The 16,744-nt window shown below is 57.0% G+C and carries 13 protein-coding genes; all 13 read left to right on the forward strand.

All coding sequences use genetic code 11. From position 1 onward, the window contains the following. Positions 1-50: 50 nt before the first annotated feature. Positions 51-1,274 carry a sugar ABC transporter substrate-binding protein gene (locus HMPREF2854_RS04115; protein WP_070619288.1) on the forward strand — a complete coding sequence of 408 codons (1,224 nt, stop codon included), beginning with the start codon at positions 51-53 and terminating at the stop codon, positions 1,272-1,274. 66 nt (positions 1,275-1,340) lie between these two features. Continuing rightward, on the forward strand, positions 1,341-2,960 hold the full coding sequence (locus HMPREF2854_RS04120) for an ABC transporter permease subunit (protein ID WP_083309371.1): 1,620 nt from the start codon (positions 1,341-1,343) through the stop codon (positions 2,958-2,960). Next, on the forward strand, positions 2,960-3,865 hold the full coding sequence (locus tag HMPREF2854_RS04125; RefSeq protein WP_070619291.1) for a sugar ABC transporter permease: 906 nt from the start codon (positions 2,960-2,962) through the stop codon (positions 3,863-3,865). Before HMPREF2854_RS04120 ends, HMPREF2854_RS04125 begins: the two co-directional genes overlap by 1 nt. Before the next feature lie 248 nt (positions 3,866-4,113). Beyond that, positions 4,114-5,403 carry an adenylosuccinate synthase gene (locus tag HMPREF2854_RS04130; RefSeq protein WP_070619295.1) on the forward strand — a complete coding sequence of 430 codons (1,290 nt, stop codon included), beginning with the start codon at positions 4,114-4,116 and terminating at the stop codon, positions 5,401-5,403. Between the two features lie 276 nt (positions 5,404-5,679). Beyond that, positions 5,680-7,509, forward strand: a complete 1,830-nt coding sequence (locus HMPREF2854_RS04135) for a phosphoenolpyruvate carboxykinase (GTP) (RefSeq protein ID WP_070619298.1) — start codon at positions 5,680-5,682, stop codon at positions 7,507-7,509. Positions 7,510-7,659: 150 nt separating this feature from the next. Next, positions 7,660-8,922 (forward strand): phosphoribosylamine--glycine ligase, encoded by a 1,263-nt coding sequence (gene purD / locus HMPREF2854_RS04140; protein WP_070619633.1) that lies wholly within the window; start codon positions 7,660-7,662, stop codon positions 8,920-8,922. Positions 8,923-8,956: 34 nt separating this feature from the next. Continuing rightward, positions 8,957-9,976, forward strand: a complete 1,020-nt coding sequence (locus tag HMPREF2854_RS04145; RefSeq protein ID WP_148130886.1) for a hypothetical protein — start codon at positions 8,957-8,959, stop codon at positions 9,974-9,976. Further along, positions 9,976-10,842, forward strand: a complete 867-nt coding sequence (locus HMPREF2854_RS04150) for a phosphoribosylaminoimidazolesuccinocarboxamide synthase (protein ID WP_070619303.1) — start codon at positions 9,976-9,978, stop codon at positions 10,840-10,842. Before HMPREF2854_RS04145 ends, HMPREF2854_RS04150 begins: the two co-directional genes overlap by 1 nt. Before the next feature lie 206 nt (positions 10,843-11,048). Then, on the forward strand, positions 11,049-11,306 hold the full coding sequence (locus HMPREF2854_RS04155; protein ID WP_034508853.1) for a phosphoribosylformylglycinamidine synthase subunit PurS: 258 nt from the start codon (positions 11,049-11,051) through the stop codon (positions 11,304-11,306). After that, the gene (gene purQ, locus HMPREF2854_RS04160; RefSeq protein ID WP_070619307.1) at positions 11,303-11,980 is read left to right on the forward strand and encodes a phosphoribosylformylglycinamidine synthase subunit PurQ; all 678 of its coding nucleotides are present in this window, start codon (positions 11,303-11,305) and stop codon (positions 11,978-11,980) included. The genes HMPREF2854_RS04155 and purQ overlap by 4 nt, the downstream gene beginning before the upstream one ends. Positions 11,981-12,102: 122 nt before the next feature. Then, positions 12,103-12,225, forward strand: coding sequence for a hypothetical protein (locus HMPREF2854_RS08810; RefSeq protein ID WP_261666652.1), 123 nt, complete (start codon positions 12,103-12,105; stop codon positions 12,223-12,225). A 77-nt stretch (positions 12,226-12,302) separates the two neighbouring features. After that, positions 12,303-14,756: a phosphoribosylformylglycinamidine synthase subunit PurL gene (gene purL / locus HMPREF2854_RS04165; RefSeq protein WP_070619636.1), complete on the forward strand. Its 2,454-nt coding sequence runs from the start codon at positions 12,303-12,305 to the stop codon at positions 14,754-14,756. Positions 14,757-14,993: 237 nt separating this feature from the next. Then, positions 14,994-16,739: a helicase HerA-like domain-containing protein gene (locus HMPREF2854_RS04170; RefSeq protein WP_070619311.1), complete on the forward strand. Its 1,746-nt coding sequence runs from the start codon at positions 14,994-14,996 to the stop codon at positions 16,737-16,739. The last annotated feature ends 5 nt before the right edge of the window (positions 16,740-16,744 follow it).

Below are 16,744 nucleotides of genomic sequence, written 5' to 3' on the forward strand. Positions count from 1 at the left end.
TGTGTGACAATGACGAACACAGTTTTAGGTTGAATCTCAAGGAGAAAAGAATGCGAAGGGGCATTGCACTAGCAACAATTGGCGCTCTGTCTGTTCTTGGGCTTTCCGCATGTGGCGGCTCAGGTACCACAGAGGTAGAAACTGACGGGTCGGCGGCAGAGTCCACCGGCCAGGGTCTAACCGTTTGGGTTGATGCCAACCGCGAGGCCGCGTTTAAGAAGGCCGCGGAAGCATACAAGAACGCTACTGGTAACAACGTTGAGCTGGTTGTTAAGGATAACGACCAGATGCGCACCGAGTTTTCCACCCAGGTTCCAACCGGTCAGGGCCCGGACATTGCGTTTGGCGCTAACGATTGGATCGGCGAGTTTGTGAACAACGGCCTCGTGGCTCCCGTTGAGCTTGGCGACAAGGCAGGGGACTTCTCGGAAGGCTCCGTTGCAGCGTTTACGTTTGACGGCCAGGTTTACGGCGTTCCTTATGCGGTTGAGAACCTTGCAATCATTCGTAATGCCGACCTCGTTGATGCAACGCCTGCCACTTTTGACGAAATGATTGAGAAGGGTAAGGCTGCGGGCACCGAGTACCCGTTCGTTATCCAGGTTGGTGACGAGGGTGACCCGTACACCATGTACCCGTTCCAGTCCTCCTTCACCGGCCCGGTGTTTGAGCAGAACGCTGACGGTTCCTACACCTCGAATCTCTCCATTGGCGGCGCAGAGGGTGAAGCCTTCGCTAAGTGGCTGCAGGAGAAGGGCAACGAGGGCGTCATTAGCCCCTCCATTTCTTACGACGTTGCTGTTGATGCGTTCAAGAGCGGCAAGTCGCCTTACATTCTGGGTGGCCCGTGGATGCTCGCTGACTTTGAGGGCATGAACATCGCGGTTGATCCGATTCCGTCCGCAGGCCCGAACAAGGGTGTCCCGTTCCTCGGCGTACAGGGTGGCTTCATCTCGGCTAAGTCTGAAAATGCTCTGCTGGCTAACGACTTCCTCGTTAACTACGTGGGTTCACAGGAAGTTCAGGACGAACTGTTCGCAATCGGTAACCGCCTCCCGGCTCTGACTGCTTCGGCTGACAAGGCTGCGGCTGATCCGCTAATCGCTGGCTTCCAGGCAGCATCTGAGGGTGGCTTCCCGATGCCGAACATTCCAGAAATGGGTGCCGTCTGGACCTTCTGGGGCAAGACTGAGGCTCAGATCCTAAACGGCTCCGATCCGGCTGAGACCTGGAACAAGATGATCTCTGACATCCAGGCCGAGCTGGGCAAGTAGTTCACTTAAAAAGGTGCGGCTGATTCTTCCGGCCGCACCTTTTTAATAACAGGAACCGATGCTGATATGTCGCAAATGTTGAAAGAAACCGACGCAACACGTCGGAGGAAAGAACGGCGCGCTGAACGCCGTAAGCGCGATTCTGTGGCGACCTCGTGGGGGCCGGGCTCCATTGTGAAGCTCATCCTCATGGCGCTTGTTAACGCGCTTGGCATTTACATTGCCGCAACCGCATTGAGTGGCGGGTCCATGGTGCTCGGCATCGGAATGCTGCTCTTGCTTGTTGCCGTTGACTGGATCTACTTCTCTAAGCGAGACAGTCTAATTCCTGCGAAGTACTTGGCTCCCGGCCTTGTCTTCCTAATTATTTTCCAAGCGTTCACGATCGTTTACACCGGTTACATCGCGTTCACTAACTACGGTCACGGTCACATCCTCACGAAGGAAGCGGCAATCGAGTCGATCCTTCTGCAAAACAACACGAAGCGCGTTGAGGGTTCACCCGAATACCCGCTCGCCATTGTGGAGCAGGGCAACGAACTAGGCTTTGCCGTTTTTGATGGGACGGATGTGAAGGTAGGTAGCGCCGAGCAGCCGCTTGAAAAGGTGGGTGCAAAGGTCTCTAACGGGCGCATTACCGAGGTTGATGGGTGGAAGGTTCTTTCCATTGCGGAACTGGGTGCGCGCCAAAGCGAGGTAACACAGCTTCGGGTTCCGCTATCTGAAGACTTGAACGAGGGCGCAATCGGTACCCAAAACGGTATGACAGGCTTCGAGTTCACCTCGACCATCCAGTATGACCAGCAGACTGACACGATGGTGAACACGGAGAACGGTACCGTTTACAAGGCCGATGACACGGTGGGTTCGTTCATTTCAGAGGACGGCAGCGCCCTGGGCGTTGGCTGGCGTGTTGGCGTTGGATTTAAGAACTTCGTCGATGGGTTCTCGGATGCACGCTACGCGCAACCGTTCCTCAATGTATTGGTATGGAACGTGATCTTCGCGTTCATGTCTGTTCTAACCACGTTCTTGCTGGGCATGTTCCTCGCGATCGTGATGAACGATGATCGCATGCGCGGGCGCAAGGTTTACCGAACCATCATGCTGCTCCCGTACGCTTTCCCCTCGTTTATGACCGCGTTCTTGTTTGCGGGCATGATGAACGAAAAGTACGGCTTCTTTAACCAGTTACTTGGAGCTTCCATCCCGTGGCTCACCGATCCAACGATGGCTAAGGTTTCGGTGCTCCTGGTGAACCTGTGGATGGGCTTTCCCTACATGTTCCTGATTGTTACGGGCGCGCTCCAGTCGATTCCTCACGACCTAATTGAGGCCGCAGAGATCGACGGTGCTAGCTCGATGGAAGTGTGGCGCCACGTGACGCTCCCGCAGCTCATGATTGCCCTCACTCCGTTGCTTATTTCATCGTTCGCGTTCAACTTCAATAACTTCAACCTGATTTACATGTTGAATGGCGGCGGCCCGGCAATGTCGGATGCTTCCGTTCCGGTTGGACATACGGACATTTTGATTTCGATGGTTTACAAGATTGCTGGCCTAACCGGCGAGGCGCTGCCAAACTACGGTCTGGCCGCAGCCATGTCGCTGGTTATCTTCCTGATCGTTGGCGCGGTGTCCATGTACTCCTTTAAGAAGTCGAATGCCATGGAAGGAGTGGCGTGATGAGTGCTCAAACAGTTACTGCAAGTGCGAAGCCAGCTGCAACGAAGAATCGGATGCCGTTTGGCAAATGGTTCCGCGGTATTGGTTTCCGTCACGTCGTAGGTGTCCTCGCAGCTATCTATGCGGCGTTCCCCATTCTGTACGTGATTTCAGCGGCTGTTAACCCGAACGTTAAGACAACGCTCACGGGTGCGAACTCTCTGTTCTCATCGGTTTCAACCGAGAACTTCACGGAGCTGTCCGACACGATGTTCTGGACTTGGTTTGGCAACACGATCATCATCGGCGTGGCCACCTCGATTGGAACCGTGCTGATGGGTGCCGCGGCGGCCTACGCGTTTTCGCGCTACCGCTTCTCTGGTCGCAAGCTTTCGCTTCAAGCCTTGCTGATCATCCAGATGTTCCCGCAGCTGCTGACCTTCGTAGCTATCTTCCTGCTTCTAACCACACTGGGTGAGGTCATTCCGGCACTCGGTATTAACTCGAAGATGGCGCTGATCTGCGTGTACTGGGGCGGCGCACTAGGCGCAAACACATTCCTCATGTACGGCTTCTTCAACTCGATCCCGATGGATCTGGACGAGGCCGCGAAGATTGATGGAGCCTCCCACGCCCAGGTTTACTGGACCATTGTTCTACCGCTGGTTATACCGATCCTTGCGGTCGTTGGCCTGCTGTCTTTCATCTCGGCGTTCAATGATTTCGTGCTTGCACGCACGATCTTGACCTCGCAAGAAAACTGGACTCTGGCGATCGGCATGAACATTTGGGTTGGCGGAAACGAGAAGAACTGGGATTGGTTCGCATCCGGCGCTGTGATTGCGGCTATCCCAATCTTGCTTCTGTTCCTGTTCTTGCAAAAGTACATTGTTGCCGGTCTGACCGGTGGCGCTGTGAAGGGTTAGAAGTTTCCCTGTGGTGGGGTGCTCACTTGGTTGAGCGCCCCACCATTTTTGTGCTGAGTTGCGTTGAGGGCGAGGCGGGTTGGGTGCACATGAGGCTCCGTCCTCAAATGTGGGACGAACTGTGAGCAAAGTATCGTCTTTGCCACACTTCACGTAGACTCTGGGAGGTAGAAGCTCCATTCTGCTCAGGGCAAAAGCCTTGAAAAAACGAGTTGCGCGAGGGGTAGGACCTCGCATGGAGGGTAAAAATGCCAGCGGTAATAGTCGTCGGAACGCAGTGGGGCGACGAGGGCAAAGGCAAAGCAACCGACCAGCTAGGCTCTGGGGTTGACCTGGTTGTTAAGTTCAACGGTGGAAACAATGCGGGCCACACTGTGGTGGTTGATGGAGAGAAGTACGCACTTCACCTCCTTCCCGCGGGCATCCTCACCGAGGGCGTAACGCCGATCATTGGCAACGGCGTGGTGGTGGACCTTGAGGTCTTGTTCCAAGAGATGGATGAGCTGGCTAGTCGCGGCCGAGACACCTCCCGCCTGCGCATTTCCTCGAACGCGCACATCATTCCCTCGTATAACCGCCTTATGGATCGCACTACTGAGAAGTTCCTGGGCAAGCGGCAGATTGGCACTACGGGCCGCGGTATTGGTCCCACCTATGCGGATAAGATGAACCGCATCGGCCTGCGCGTACAGGATTTGTTTGACGAGTCGATTCTGCGCCAGAAGGTCGAGGGGGCGCTGGCGAACAAGAATCACCTGCTGGTGAAGGTTTTCAACAAGCGTCCCGTTGATGTGGACGAGGTGGTGGCAGAGCTGCTGTCTTACGCTGATCGCGTTCGTCCGATGGTTGTAGACGCCTCTCTGCTGGTTAATGACGCGCTGGATGAGGGTAAGACGGTGCTGTTTGAGGCGGGTCAGGCAACGATGCTGGACATCGACCACGGCACCTACCCGTTTGTGACATCCTCGAACGCGACTGCGGGTGGTGCCTGCACGGGCGCTGGCGTGGGCCCCACGCGCATCACTTCGGTGGTTGGCGTTACGAAGGCTTACACAACGCGCGTTGGCGAAGGCCCGTTCCCCACGGAGCTTTTCGGCGACGAGGGTGACGAGCTACGCGAACGCGGCGGTGAGTTTGGTGTGACCACGGGACGGCCTCGCCGCACCGGATGGTTTGATGCCGTGGTGGGCCGCTACGCAACCCGCGTGAACGGTTTGACGGATCTGGTTGTGACTAAGCTGGATGTCCTCACCGGATATGAGCAGATTCCTATCTGTGTTGCGTACGAGGTGGATGGCAAACGCATGGATGAGATGCCTATGAATCAGTCCGACTTCCACCACGCGAAGCCCATCTACGAGTACATGCCCGGCTGGAGTGAAGACATCAGTGGTGCGCGCACGTTTGAAGAGCTGCCAGCCAATGCGCAGCGTTACATCGAGCGGCTTGAGGAGCTTTCTCGCGTGCGCGTGTCGGTGATCGGGGTGGGTCCGAGCCGTGATGCGGCGATTGTTCGCCACGACCTCGCCGCGAAGTGAAACCAAGGCGGTAAAACTGCCTTTGCTTTTACGCCGGTCCGCTTGGGCCGGCGTAAATCGTCTTACCGGCATTTGCAGATCGGCAAAAACCGCCATATTGCACAAATATGCGTTTGTATATGGCTATTTCGGACATATTTGGCTCGTCCAGAACGTGCAAAATCTTGTTAAATAAGCCATAATTAGAGGCAGTGGCCAAGACCCCTAAATGGGGTCTAGTCGATACCTTTGGGTGCATACGGCACCCAGGAAATACAACGCCCAGGAGGCTTAGGTATGACCGTAACGATTGAGGATATCAAGTCGGCTGCCCCGGCTAATGTTCCCGAAGAAGTTATCAAGTGGGTTGCTGAGATCGCTGAGCTCACCACCCCAAAGTCAGTTTATTTCTGTGACGGATCCGAGGAAGAGTGGGATCGTCTCACTTCCGAGATGGTTGAGTCCGGAATGTTCACGAAGCTGAACGAGGAGAAGCGCCCAAACTCTTTCCTTGCTCGCTCCAAGCCGTCTGACGTGGCTCGCGTTGAGTCCCGTACCTTCATTTGCTCCGAAAAGGAAGAGGATGCAGGCCCGACCAACAACTGGGCTGATCCGAAGGAGATGAAGGAGACCCTGAAGCACGTATTCACCGGTGCTATGAAGGGCCGCACTCTTTACGTAGTTCCGTTCTCGATGGGCCCGATCGGTGGCCCGATCTCCCAGCTGGGTATTGAGCTTACGGACTCCCCGTACGTTGTTGTCAGCATGCGCATCATGACTCGCATGGGCAAGGCTGCTATGGACCTCATTGCTGAAGGCAAGCCTTGGGTTCCGGCTGTTCACTCCGTTGGCGTTCCGCTAGAGGACGGCGAGAAGGGTGACTCCTGGCCGTGCAACGACGAGAAGTACATCACCCACTTCCCGGAGACCAACGAGATTTGGTCCTTCGGCTCGGGCTACGGCGGTAACGCACTGCTCGGTAAGAAGTGCTACGCCCTGCGTATTGCTTCGACCATGGCACGCCGTGACGGCTGGATGGCTGAGCACATGCTCATCCTGCGCCTCACCCGCGAAGAGACCGGCAAGCAGTACCACATCACCGCGGCATTCCCGTCGGCTTGTGGTAAGACCAACCTCGCTATGCTTCAGCCGACTATTGACGGCTACAAGGTCGAGACCGTTGGCGACGACATCGCGTGGATGCGCCCCGGTCCGGATGGCACGCTCCGCGCCATCAACCCGGAGGCAGGCTTCTTCGGTGTTGCACCGGGCACGTCTTACAAGACGAACCCGATGGCTATGGACACCATGCGCGCGAACACGATTTTCACGAACGTTGCACTCACCGATGACGGCGACGTCTGGTGGGAGGGCATCGACGGTGACGTTCCCGCACACCTGATCGACTGGCACGGCAATGACTGGACGCCGGAGAGCGGCGAAAAGGCTGCTCACCCGAACTCGCGTTTCGCAACGCCTGCTTCGCAGTGCCCGATCATCTGCCCCGACTGGGAAGCTCCTGAGGGTGTTCCGGTAGACGCAGTCCTCTTCGGTGGCCGCCGCGCTACCAACGTTCCGTTGGTTGCCGAGCAGTTCTCGCCGGAGCACGGCGTGTTCATCGGTGCAACGGTTGCTTCCGAGCAGACCGCTGCGGCTGAGGGTGCTGTTGGCTCGCTGCGTCACGATCCGTTCGCAATGCTCCCGTTCTGTGGCTACAACATGGCTGACTACTGGGGCCACTGGATTGAGATGCAGAAGGAGCTTGGCGACAAGTTCCCGAAGGTATACCAGGTCAACTGGTTCCGTAAGGACAAGGACGGCAACTTCATGTGGCCGGGCTTCGGTGACAACGCTCGCGTTCTCGACTGGATCGTTCGCCGTCGTGCGGGCGAGGTCGAGGCGATTGAGGGCCTCACCGGCTACTACCCGAAGTTCGAGGACTTCAACCTCGAGGGCCTCGACATCGACGAGAACGTTTGGGCACAGCTGTTCGAGACCGATCCGGTAGCTTGGGAAGCTGAGCTTGCTGACACGGAGAAGTACTTCGAGCAGTTCGGCGACAAGGTTCCTGCACCGGTCGTTGAGGAGCTCAAGAAGTTCCACGCTCGTATCGAAGCTGCTAAGTAATCCAACTTAGTTAAACGGGGGTCTGCGCTTTGCGCAGGCCCCCGTTCACTTTTGCGTGCAATCGGGGCCGTCTTTTGGGCGCCTACCCATTTCAGTTTTAAAAATTGGCAGAATGGAAGAGTATTGCACCGCAACAATGAGGGCGAAACCATGAACATCTTGCTGCTTGGATCCGGAGGGCGCGAGCACGCGCTGGCACTTGGACTCGCACGTAACAACACCTTGTTTATTGCTCCCGGAAATCCTGGTACTAAACACGTTGGTACCAACGTGTCTATAAATCCGAATGATCTGGATGAGGTGACGAAGTGGGCAACCAGCAACGGCATTGATCTTGTGGTGATTGGTCCAGAAGCGCCCCTCGTTGCGGGTGTGGCAGACGCAGTGCGTGCGGCGGGGGTACCTGCCTTTGGGCCGTCACAGGCGGCAGCCATGCTGGAAGGGTCAAAAGCGTTTGCCAAAGACGTGATGGAAAGCGCAGGTGTTGACACTGCCGCATCGGTAGCGTGCAAGACAATGAGCGAGGCCCAGGCCGCGCTGTCTCGCTTCGAGCCTCCGTACGTGGTGAAGAACGATGGGTTGGTAGCCGGCAAGGGAGTTATTGTTACTCCCGATATCGATGCCGCTCTAGCACACGCGAGAGGTTGCTTGGAAGCCCCCGGCGGAGCGCTGCTTGTAGAAGAGTTTATGGACGGCCCCGAGGTATCTCTATTTTGTGTGACTGACGGCAAGACTGTGGTGCCACTTTTGCCCGCGCAGGATTTCAAACGTGCTCTCGACAATGATGAAGGGCCAAACACGGGAGGAATGGGCGCTTATTGCCCGCTTCCATGGCTACCGGAAGGCTTTGCTGATGAGGTTGTCGCAAAAGTAGCGCAGCCGGTGGTTGATGAGATGGCTCGCAGAGGCACGCCGTTTGTGGGCTTGTTGTACTGCGGCCTGGTGGTGACGAGCCGCGGCACGCGGGTTATCGAGTTCAACGCGCGCTTTGGTGACCCTGAAACGCAGGTGGTGCTCTCCCTACTTGAAACGGATCTAGCGGAACTATTGTTTGCCGCAGCTACCGGCACTTTGGCTGACTTTGAATCACTGCGATGGAGTGGGGCCGCCTGGGTAGGCGTGGTTGTGAGCGCCGAAAACTATCCGGCAACACCGGTGCTTGGTGACCTCGTGGAAGGAATAGACGAGGCTGAATCGGATCCGAACACTCGCGTATACATCGCGGGCGTGAGCGAGGGCGAGGACGGCCTTGTAACGAGTGGTGGCCGCGTGCTCATGGTCAGTGCCACGGGCAAAACGCTAGCGCAAGCTCGCGAACGCGCGTACGAGGGCGTAGCTAGGATCTCGATCCGCGGTTCACACCATCGCACCGACATTGCTGCTCGCGCCGAGCGGATCCGTATTCCCAGCTGAGCTTAGGCGCCAAAGCGTACAGGCGGTAGGCTAAATGAGTTCAGGGAAGGGGAGCGCCTACATGACATGGAATGGCTCTGGTGAGCAGGGCGAAAATGCAGATAACGCTTCGCGCAGTTTAGATAGGTTGTTGCGTGAAACGCGGCGCCGACTCTACGCGGCGGCAGCAAGCGCGGATTCCGAGGTGTTTGGGGAAGTCCAGGCGCTTCCAAACTCTGAGGTTGAGGCTATGGAGCGGCGCTTGCGCGGTGGTCTGCGTTCGGCTGAGCTTGACCACCGCCGGGCAGTGGCTCGCCTTGCCAGCCCTGAAACTCCCTTGCCGTTTGCCGATGCGGCCTCGGAATTCGAATCTCCTGGCCGTATCAGTGGTCGGATTGGTACTCAGTATTCGCGAGAAGCGAGCGTGGATGAGGGGGAGCGTTCGCAGCTTTTGGGCGCAAGCCTTGGCAAGCTGGGGCTTTCCGAACTGGGGTTCACAAAGGGTTTGCCGGTGGGCGAACTGCCGCGTTTCAGTGTGAAACCGGGCCAGGCAGTGGTGGTGATTGGCCAAAATGGTCGGCCCGAGGATGCTCTAGACGTGGCAAGCCGCCTGGGTGCGCGCATGCGAGCCCCTTATGAGATTGTTCTGGCGGGTGCGCGAACGGTGAATCCCGGATCGGGACCGCGCGCTCGTTCGGCTGAAGAATTTGCGCAGATTCGGGAGGAGAACCCGGACGCGGTAGTTATTCTCTCGGTGGTTAATTCGTCTGTGGAATCGCATCAGCGCAACGCGGCTCGCATCATTTCTTCGACCGAGTTTGCAGCTGTGTGGGCGGTTATAGATGCGCGATCCGACATGGGCAACGTGACGCGGGCGGTTAATGACCTTCCGGGCGAGGTTGAAGCTAGCATGATCGCTCTAACTCATGTTTGGGAGGCCGCAAAGCCTGGCCAGGTGCTCGAATGTGGAATCCCCGTGGGCCTAATTGACGGGGCTCCAGCCTCAACGGCGCTGTGGTCGCTTGTTGCAGATGACGCGTATATTCGGATGGTTTCTAAGAACAAGGAGCAGTAGTGCAAAACATCGCGGGGTTCAAACACGTTTCGTCGGGCAAGGTTCGCGACCTTTACGTAAATGAGGCCGATGAGAATCAGCTTCTCGTTGTGGCCTCTGACCGCATTAGCGCCTATGACTACGTGCTGTCCACACCGATCCCGGACAAGGGCAAGATCTTAACGCAGCTTTCCGCATGGTGGTTTGAGCAGTTGGGCTTTGATAACCACGTGATTTCGATGGACGTGCCCGCAGAGGTTGCTGGCCGCGGAATGCTCTGTGAGCGCCTCACCATGTTCCCGGTGGAGTGCGTTGCGCGCGGATATCTGACCGGCTCTGGCCTCGCTGAATATCGCGAAACCGGTGAAGTCACAGGGATTGCGCTTCCCGAGGGGCTTACCGAAGCCTCCAAACTGCCTTCGCCGATCTTCACGCCGGCAGCTAAGGCGGAACTTGGTGAGCATGACGAGAATGTCCCGTTTGAGCGGGTTGTGGAAATGGTTGGCGAGGACGTGGCGGCAGCGCTACGGGACGCTACGCTGATGATTTACTCGCGTGCGGCCGAGATTGCGGCGGAGCGCGGCATCATTTTGGCTGATACGAAGTTTGAGTTCGGTGCGCGCGAGGATGGTTCCCTGGTGCTTGCAGACGAGGTCCTCACCCCGGATTCTTCTCGATTTTGGCCGGCAGACCAGTGGGTGGAGGGCCGGGTGACTCCATCGTTTGATAAACAGTACGTGCGTGATTGGCTGACTTCCGACGCTTCGGGGTGGGACCGCGCGAGCGGCGCGCAGCCTCCAGCGTTGCCGAGTGAGGTCGTGGAGCGCACGCGCGAGCGTTACATCGAAGCATTTGAACTGCTCACCGGTAAAAAGTTCACCGCGTAGAGCGCGCATAAGAGAGTAAATAAGTGGCTCCGCAAGCCCGGTGGGCAGCGGAGCCACTTTTTATTCTAATTACAAGATTTTGCCGTAAAACCTGGCCGCTTCAAAATAGCGTCCAAATACCGCTCGCCCCCTGTTTTTCAAGGGCGGCGCTTGTAGCATTAATTTGTAAGTCAACCGCTTCGACTTACGTCGGGAAGGAAGAAGTGATGGGACGCATCAAAGTCGAAATTCTGCCAAAATTCGAGATTCTGGATCGTCAGGGTAAGGCCGTGATTGCCGCGCTTGCGCGCGTCGATGTCACGGCCTTTAAATCTGTTCGTCAGGGGAAGACGTTCTACCTTGAAACTGAAGGCCCTGTTACCGAAGCTGACCTGGAAGTTGCACGTGAAGTTGCAACTTCTGTTTTGTCTAATCCGAATATTGAGGACGTCGTGAGCGTTGAGGCGTTGGAGGACGAGCGGTGAAGGTTGGTGTTGTAACTTTCCCGGGCACGCTCGACTCGGCGGCTACAACTCGTGCCGTTGAACTTGCGGGCGGGCAGCCGGTAACTCTTTGGCATGAGGATAGTGACCTGCACGGCGTGGACGCCGTGATTTTGCCGGGCGGCGCGACGTATGGAGATTACGTTCGCCCCGGTGGCCTCGCCGCGCTATCACCCATCATGACCGCCATTGCGGCGGCCGCCAAGCAGGGCCTACCCGTCCTCGGCATCGGAAATGGGTTCCAAATTCTTTGCGAGGCAGGCATTTTGCCGGGCGGTTTTGTGAGGAATGAGGACGGCCGTTACATCTGCCGTGATGAGTCGTTCAAGGTAAACGCAGATTCTGCTTGGACATCCAAGTATGAACAGGGCGAGGAGGTCACGCTTCCGCTACGCACAGCGACGGCTCTTTACGTTGCTTCTGACGAGGCTCTAGAGGAGCTGGAAGAGAAGAACTTGGTTGTGCTCCGTTTTGCCAACAACCCCACTGGTTCAGCCGCTGATATTGCGGGGATTCGGAACGAGGCTGGGAACGTGGTTGGTGTAATCGCAAGCCCCGAGAACGCGGTTGAGGCCGGTTTTGGCCCAGAAACTGCATCCGGGCCGGCAACTGGCACGGACGGATTGCGGATTTTCACCTCGGTTATCGCTAAGTAGCCCAATCTCAAAGAGTTACACGCGAGGGATTCAAGTCGAGAAGATTTCGCTTCTGTAAGACTGTGAAAAACTCGTTTTCTTAACAGCTCCAAACCCGGGTTATCCACAGGTTCGTGGAAACCTTGAAAATTCAATACACAGCTGTGGACAACTTGGTGGATAACCTGTGGATCATTGCGGCGGACGCATTTGACCTCGCAGAAAATTCGCCGGGAAATAACAACAATCACGTTAAACAGTGGTAGATATCACGAGGCGTGTTTTGTTTGTACACATGTGGAATAGGCAAGACGGAATGGCAATGGTGAACAAGGAAGAGAATATGGGCGCGCAGACCATCTCTAACGTCATTTTTGAAAATCCCCGCCCAAGTGGGGTGCCCGACACGGTTGAGAACGCGAAAGCGACTCCCAACGAGGAAATGCCGTGGCACTCGCTTGGTCTTAAAGAAGATGAGTACAAGAAGATCGTTGATCTGCTCGGACGCCGCCCCACGATCGCGGAGCTTTCCATGTATTCGGTTATGTGGTCCGAACACTGCTCCTACAAGTCCTCAAAAAAGCATTTGAAAGAACAGTTCGGTTCTAAGACCACCGAGGAGATGGGTAAGAACCTCCTGGTCGGTATTGGCCAGAACGCCGGTGTTGTGGATGTTGGCGACGGTTGGGCTGTCACGTTCAAGGTCGAGTCGCACAACCACCCGTCTTACGTTGAGCCGTACGAAGGTGCGGCAACGGGCATTGGCGGCTGTGTTCGAGACATTATTTCTATGGGTGCTCGCCCGATCGCGGTTATGGATGGGCTTAACGTTGGCGATCCTAACCACCCCGACACAGCTCGCGTGGTCCGCGGTGCGGTTGACGGCCTGGCTGGCTACGGCAACGTTCTGGGTGTTCCTGCCATTGGTGGGGAGACCACGTTTGACTCCTCCTACCAGGGCAACCCGCTTGTAAATGCAGTTTGTGCAGGAGCTGTGCGCCACGAACATGTGCGCCTTGCCGATGCGAAGACGCCGGGCAACATGGTGGTCCTCTTTGGCGCCCGCACGGGTGGAGATGGCATTGGCGGCGCGTCGATCCTCGCCTCCGAATCATTCGAGGATGACGAGTCGATCGCACGCCCCACGGTGCAAGTTGGCGACCCGTACATGGAAAAGCAGATCATCGAATGCTTGATGGAGCTGTTCGAAGAGGGCGTGATTGAAGCTATCCAGGACCTTGGTGCGGCGGGAGTTTCCTGCGCCACCTCGGAACTGTCTTCAAATGGCGGCACGGGCATGCACATTCATCTTGAGAACGTGCTGCTACGTGACCCCACGCTGACGGCCGGTGAAATCCTCATGTCTGAATCGCAAGAGCGCATGATGGCAACCGTTGCCCCGGAAAACATGAATGAGTTTTGGCGAATCGCAACCAAGTGGGGAGTGGAAGGCTCGGTAATTGGCGAGGTCACCGATACGGGACGCCTGATTATTGACCACTTTGGACACCGCATTGTTGATGTGGATCCCAAGACGGTTGCCCACGACAGCCCGGTTTATGACCGTCCATACGCGAGGCCCAAGTGGCAGGATGCGCTGCAGGCGGACACTTCTGAAAATCTTGCTCGCCCGACTTCGGGTGAGGAAATCGCCGAGCAAATCAAGACGATCATCACTTCCGCTAACGGCGCTTCGAAGAAGTGGATGACGGATCAGTTTGACCACTACACGCTGGGCAACACCGCGATGGCGGCTCCCGATGATGCGGGTGTTGTGCGGGTGGATGCAAGCACAGATCGCGGTATCGCAATGGCGATCGATTCTAATGGTTGGTTCACGAAGCTTGACCCGTACGAGGGGGCAAAGCTCGCATTGGCAGCCGCTTACCGCAACGTGGCGGCTGTGGGAGCCAACCCGATTGCAATCTCGGATGGCCTTAACTTCGGTAACCCGGAGGACCCGGATGCGATGTGGCAGCTCGTGCAGGCTATGACCGGTTTGGCCGATGGATGCAAGCAGATGAGCATTCCGGTAACCGGCGGTAACGTGTCTTTGTACAACTCTTCGGGCACGCAGATGAGCCAGCCGGACTCGTCTATCAACCCCACGCCAATGGTTGTCATGCTGGGTGTAATCGACGATGTTAAGCGCGCTCGCCCGTCCGGTTGGTTCGAGCAAGGCATGGCAATCTACCTGCTGGGCGATACTGCGGAAGAGCTGGACGCTTCGGCGTGGGCACGCGACGTGCACGGTCACTTTGGCGGTTTGCCTCCGAAGGTGGATCTGGACGCAGAGATGGCGCTTGGTCGTGTAATCCACGCCCTCGTAAACACTGACGGTCCGGATGGTCAGCCTCTGATTCACGCCGCGCATGACGTGGCTGAAGGCGGTCTAGCGCAAGCATTGATCGAGATGGCAACGCGTCGCGGAATTGGCGCCAGCATCGACCTGTCGGCGTACGTAAAGTCGCAGAAGATCAGCGACTTTGTAGCGCTGTTCTCCGAGTCGACGGGCCGCATGGTTGTTGCGCTTCCCGAGGGGGCAGTTCCGGCCCTCACCGCCGCGGCTGAAGCCGAGGGCGTCAGCTGCACGCGCATAGGCCTGTCGGGCGGTACGCTCCTCACCATCGCTGGCTTTGACCAGTTGGGCGATGCGGGCGGTTTTGATGCGCAGGTGCTCGCTGAGGTTTCAGGTGAGGACATTCCGGACGGCGTGGGCCAATCTGGTCCGATCGTGTTCCGGGTGCGTGAACTTGCCGAGCAGATGGGCGCGGTGATTCCGGGCCTGTTCGCCTAACTCGTTGAACCTACAAGAGAGGGGGTCTGTGGCTTTTGCCGCAGGCCCCCTTAGGTCGACCGGTTCCGCAGAACTAAGCTGACAACTTTTCTTCGCGGCGGCCCGAACCTAAGTTCAAGTATTTACGACTGCGGCGCCGAGTGCAAAATTTTCGCTATCTATAAGTGTTTTCGCGTGTAGCGCACGAGTTACGCGGGTAACGAGCTTTCTGTCCGTGCTGGGCGCTACTATGAACGCATGAGTGACATGCCAGATCTGGAAGCGTTGAAGAAGGCTGCTGAGGCAGCAGCAGAGCAGGCCGCTGCCGCCCAAGCTGCGCTTGAAGCCGCGATGACAGCCGCCACTTCGGATGATTCCGCTATCGGCCAGATTGCCAGTGGATACCGGTTTGAGGGTGAAACCCTACCGCTCGGTGTTGCGCTAGATGATGGCGAGCCGGTGCCGGCCGCTAAAGTGGGGTTGCCGCTGGCGATGATGAATCGGCACGGCCTCGTTGCTGGCGCTACTGGTACGGGTAAAACCCGAACGCTGCAGCTGATGGCAGAGGGGCTTTCCGATGCGGGCGTGCCCTCGTTTGTAATGGACATCAAGGGCGATCTGACGGGCCTGCTTGAACCGGGGGCCTCCTCGGAAAAACTCCTTGAACGCACGAGTGGTCTTGGCCAAGAGTGGCAGGCAAAGTCATTTCCCGTAGAGCTTTACAAGCTTGGCGAGGGTGGGGTTGGAATACCAATCCGCACGTCTTTGTCGGACTTCGGGCCGCTGCTTTTGGCTCGCGTGCTGGATTTGAATGAGACGCAAGAGTCCGCGCTACAGCTGATCTTCCACTGGGCAGATATGCAACATTTGGCCCTCATTGATGTGAAAGACCTGCGTTCCGTTGTGGGTTACTTGACAGGGGAGGGCAAGGACGAGCTCAAGGAGATTGGTGGTATTTCTGCTGCGACCGCTGGGGTAATCCTGCGCAAGGTTGCTGCGCTGGAGGCTCAGGGCGGTGACGTGTTCTTTGGGGAGCCGGCTTTTGATACCTCGGATCTGTTGGAAACCAGGGGCGGAGCGGGCGTTATTTCTGTGTTGGAGCTACCTAATGTGCACGACCAGCCGGCATTGTTCTCTACGTTTGTGATGTGGTTACTGGCCTCCCTGTTTCAGACTTTGCCGGAGGTGGGGGACCAGGAAAAACCGAAGCTCGTGTTCTTCTTCGATGAGGCCCACCTGCTGTTTAACGGCGCTTCAAAGGCATTCTTAGCAGAGGTTGTCAAAACCGTTCGATTGGTCCGCTCAAAGGGCGTGGGCATCTACTTCGTTACTCAAACCCCTAAGGACGTTCCCGAGGATGTTCTGGCGCAGCTGGGGGGCCGCGTGCAGCACGCATTGCGCGCATTCACGCCTACGGATGCCAAGAAGCTAAAAGAGACGGTTTCCACATTCCCTACCTCCCCGTTTGATCTGGGGCAGATTCTCACTTCGCTGGGTACGGGTGAGGCCGTGGTAACCGTGCTGGACCGCAAGGGCCGACCAACTCCGGTTGCTCCAACGCGCCTGTACACACCGGCTGCGAACATGGGTGAGGCGGATGCGACGGTGGTGCAGCAACATGTGGATTCCTCGCCAAATCTGGCGAAATACAAGGATGCGGTGGACCCCGAATCCGCTTTTGAACTTCTTGAACAACGCCTGGAAGCCGAAGCGCGTGCCCGCGAAGAAGAACAGCGAAGGATGGAAGAACAAAAGGCGCTGGATGCTAAGGCTAAGGAGCTAGAAAAGGAGCTTGCCCGGCAGGCGAAAGAGCGGGAAAAAGAACTGGAACGTCAAGCGAAAGAGCGAGAGCGAGAATATGAGAAAGCGCGGCGTGAAGCGGAGCGTGCAGAGCGCGCGGCGCAGGCGAGGCGCGAGCGGTTTGCAGATGACCTTATGCGAACAGCCGGACGCACTCTAACTAGAGAAATCACCCGTACACTTTTTGGTACGCGCAGGCGCTAACTTAG

Origin of the sequence: Actinomyces sp. HMSC075B09 (genome assembly GCF_001812395.1) — a bacterium.
Classification (GTDB): Bacteria; Actinomycetota; Actinomycetes; order Actinomycetales; family Actinomycetaceae; genus Gleimia; species Gleimia europaea.

Excerpts from the sequence above, each read along its gene's own strand:
- HMPREF2854_RS04145 (WP_148130886.1), top strand. The coding sequence starts at position 8,957 with ATGAGTTCAGGGAAGGGGAGCGCCTACATGACATGGAATGGCTCTGGT.
- HMPREF2854_RS04125 (WP_070619291.1), top strand. The coding sequence starts at position 2,960 with ATGAGTGCTCAAACAGTTACTGCAAGTGCGAAGCCAGCTGCAACGAAG.
- HMPREF2854_RS04155 (WP_034508853.1), top strand. The coding sequence starts at position 11,049 with ATGGGACGCATCAAAGTCGAAATTCTGCCAAAATTCGAGATTCTGGAT.
- purD (WP_070619633.1), top strand. The coding sequence starts at position 7,660 with ATGAACATCTTGCTGCTTGGATCCGGAGGGCGCGAGCACGCGCTGGCA.
- HMPREF2854_RS04120 (WP_083309371.1), top strand. The coding sequence starts at position 1,341 with ATGTCGCAAATGTTGAAAGAAACCGACGCAACACGTCGGAGGAAAGAA.
- HMPREF2854_RS04135 (WP_070619298.1), top strand. The coding sequence starts at position 5,680 with ATGACCGTAACGATTGAGGATATCAAGTCGGCTGCCCCGGCTAATGTT.
- purL (WP_070619636.1), top strand. The coding sequence starts at position 12,303 with ATGGGCGCGCAGACCATCTCTAACGTCATTTTTGAAAATCCCCGCCCA.
- HMPREF2854_RS04115 (WP_070619288.1), top strand. The coding sequence starts at position 51 with ATGCGAAGGGGCATTGCACTAGCAACAATTGGCGCTCTGTCTGTTCTT.
- HMPREF2854_RS04130 (WP_070619295.1), top strand. The coding sequence starts at position 4,114 with ATGCCAGCGGTAATAGTCGTCGGAACGCAGTGGGGCGACGAGGGCAAA.
- HMPREF2854_RS04170 (WP_070619311.1), top strand. The coding sequence starts at position 14,994 with ATGAGTGACATGCCAGATCTGGAAGCGTTGAAGAAGGCTGCTGAGGCA.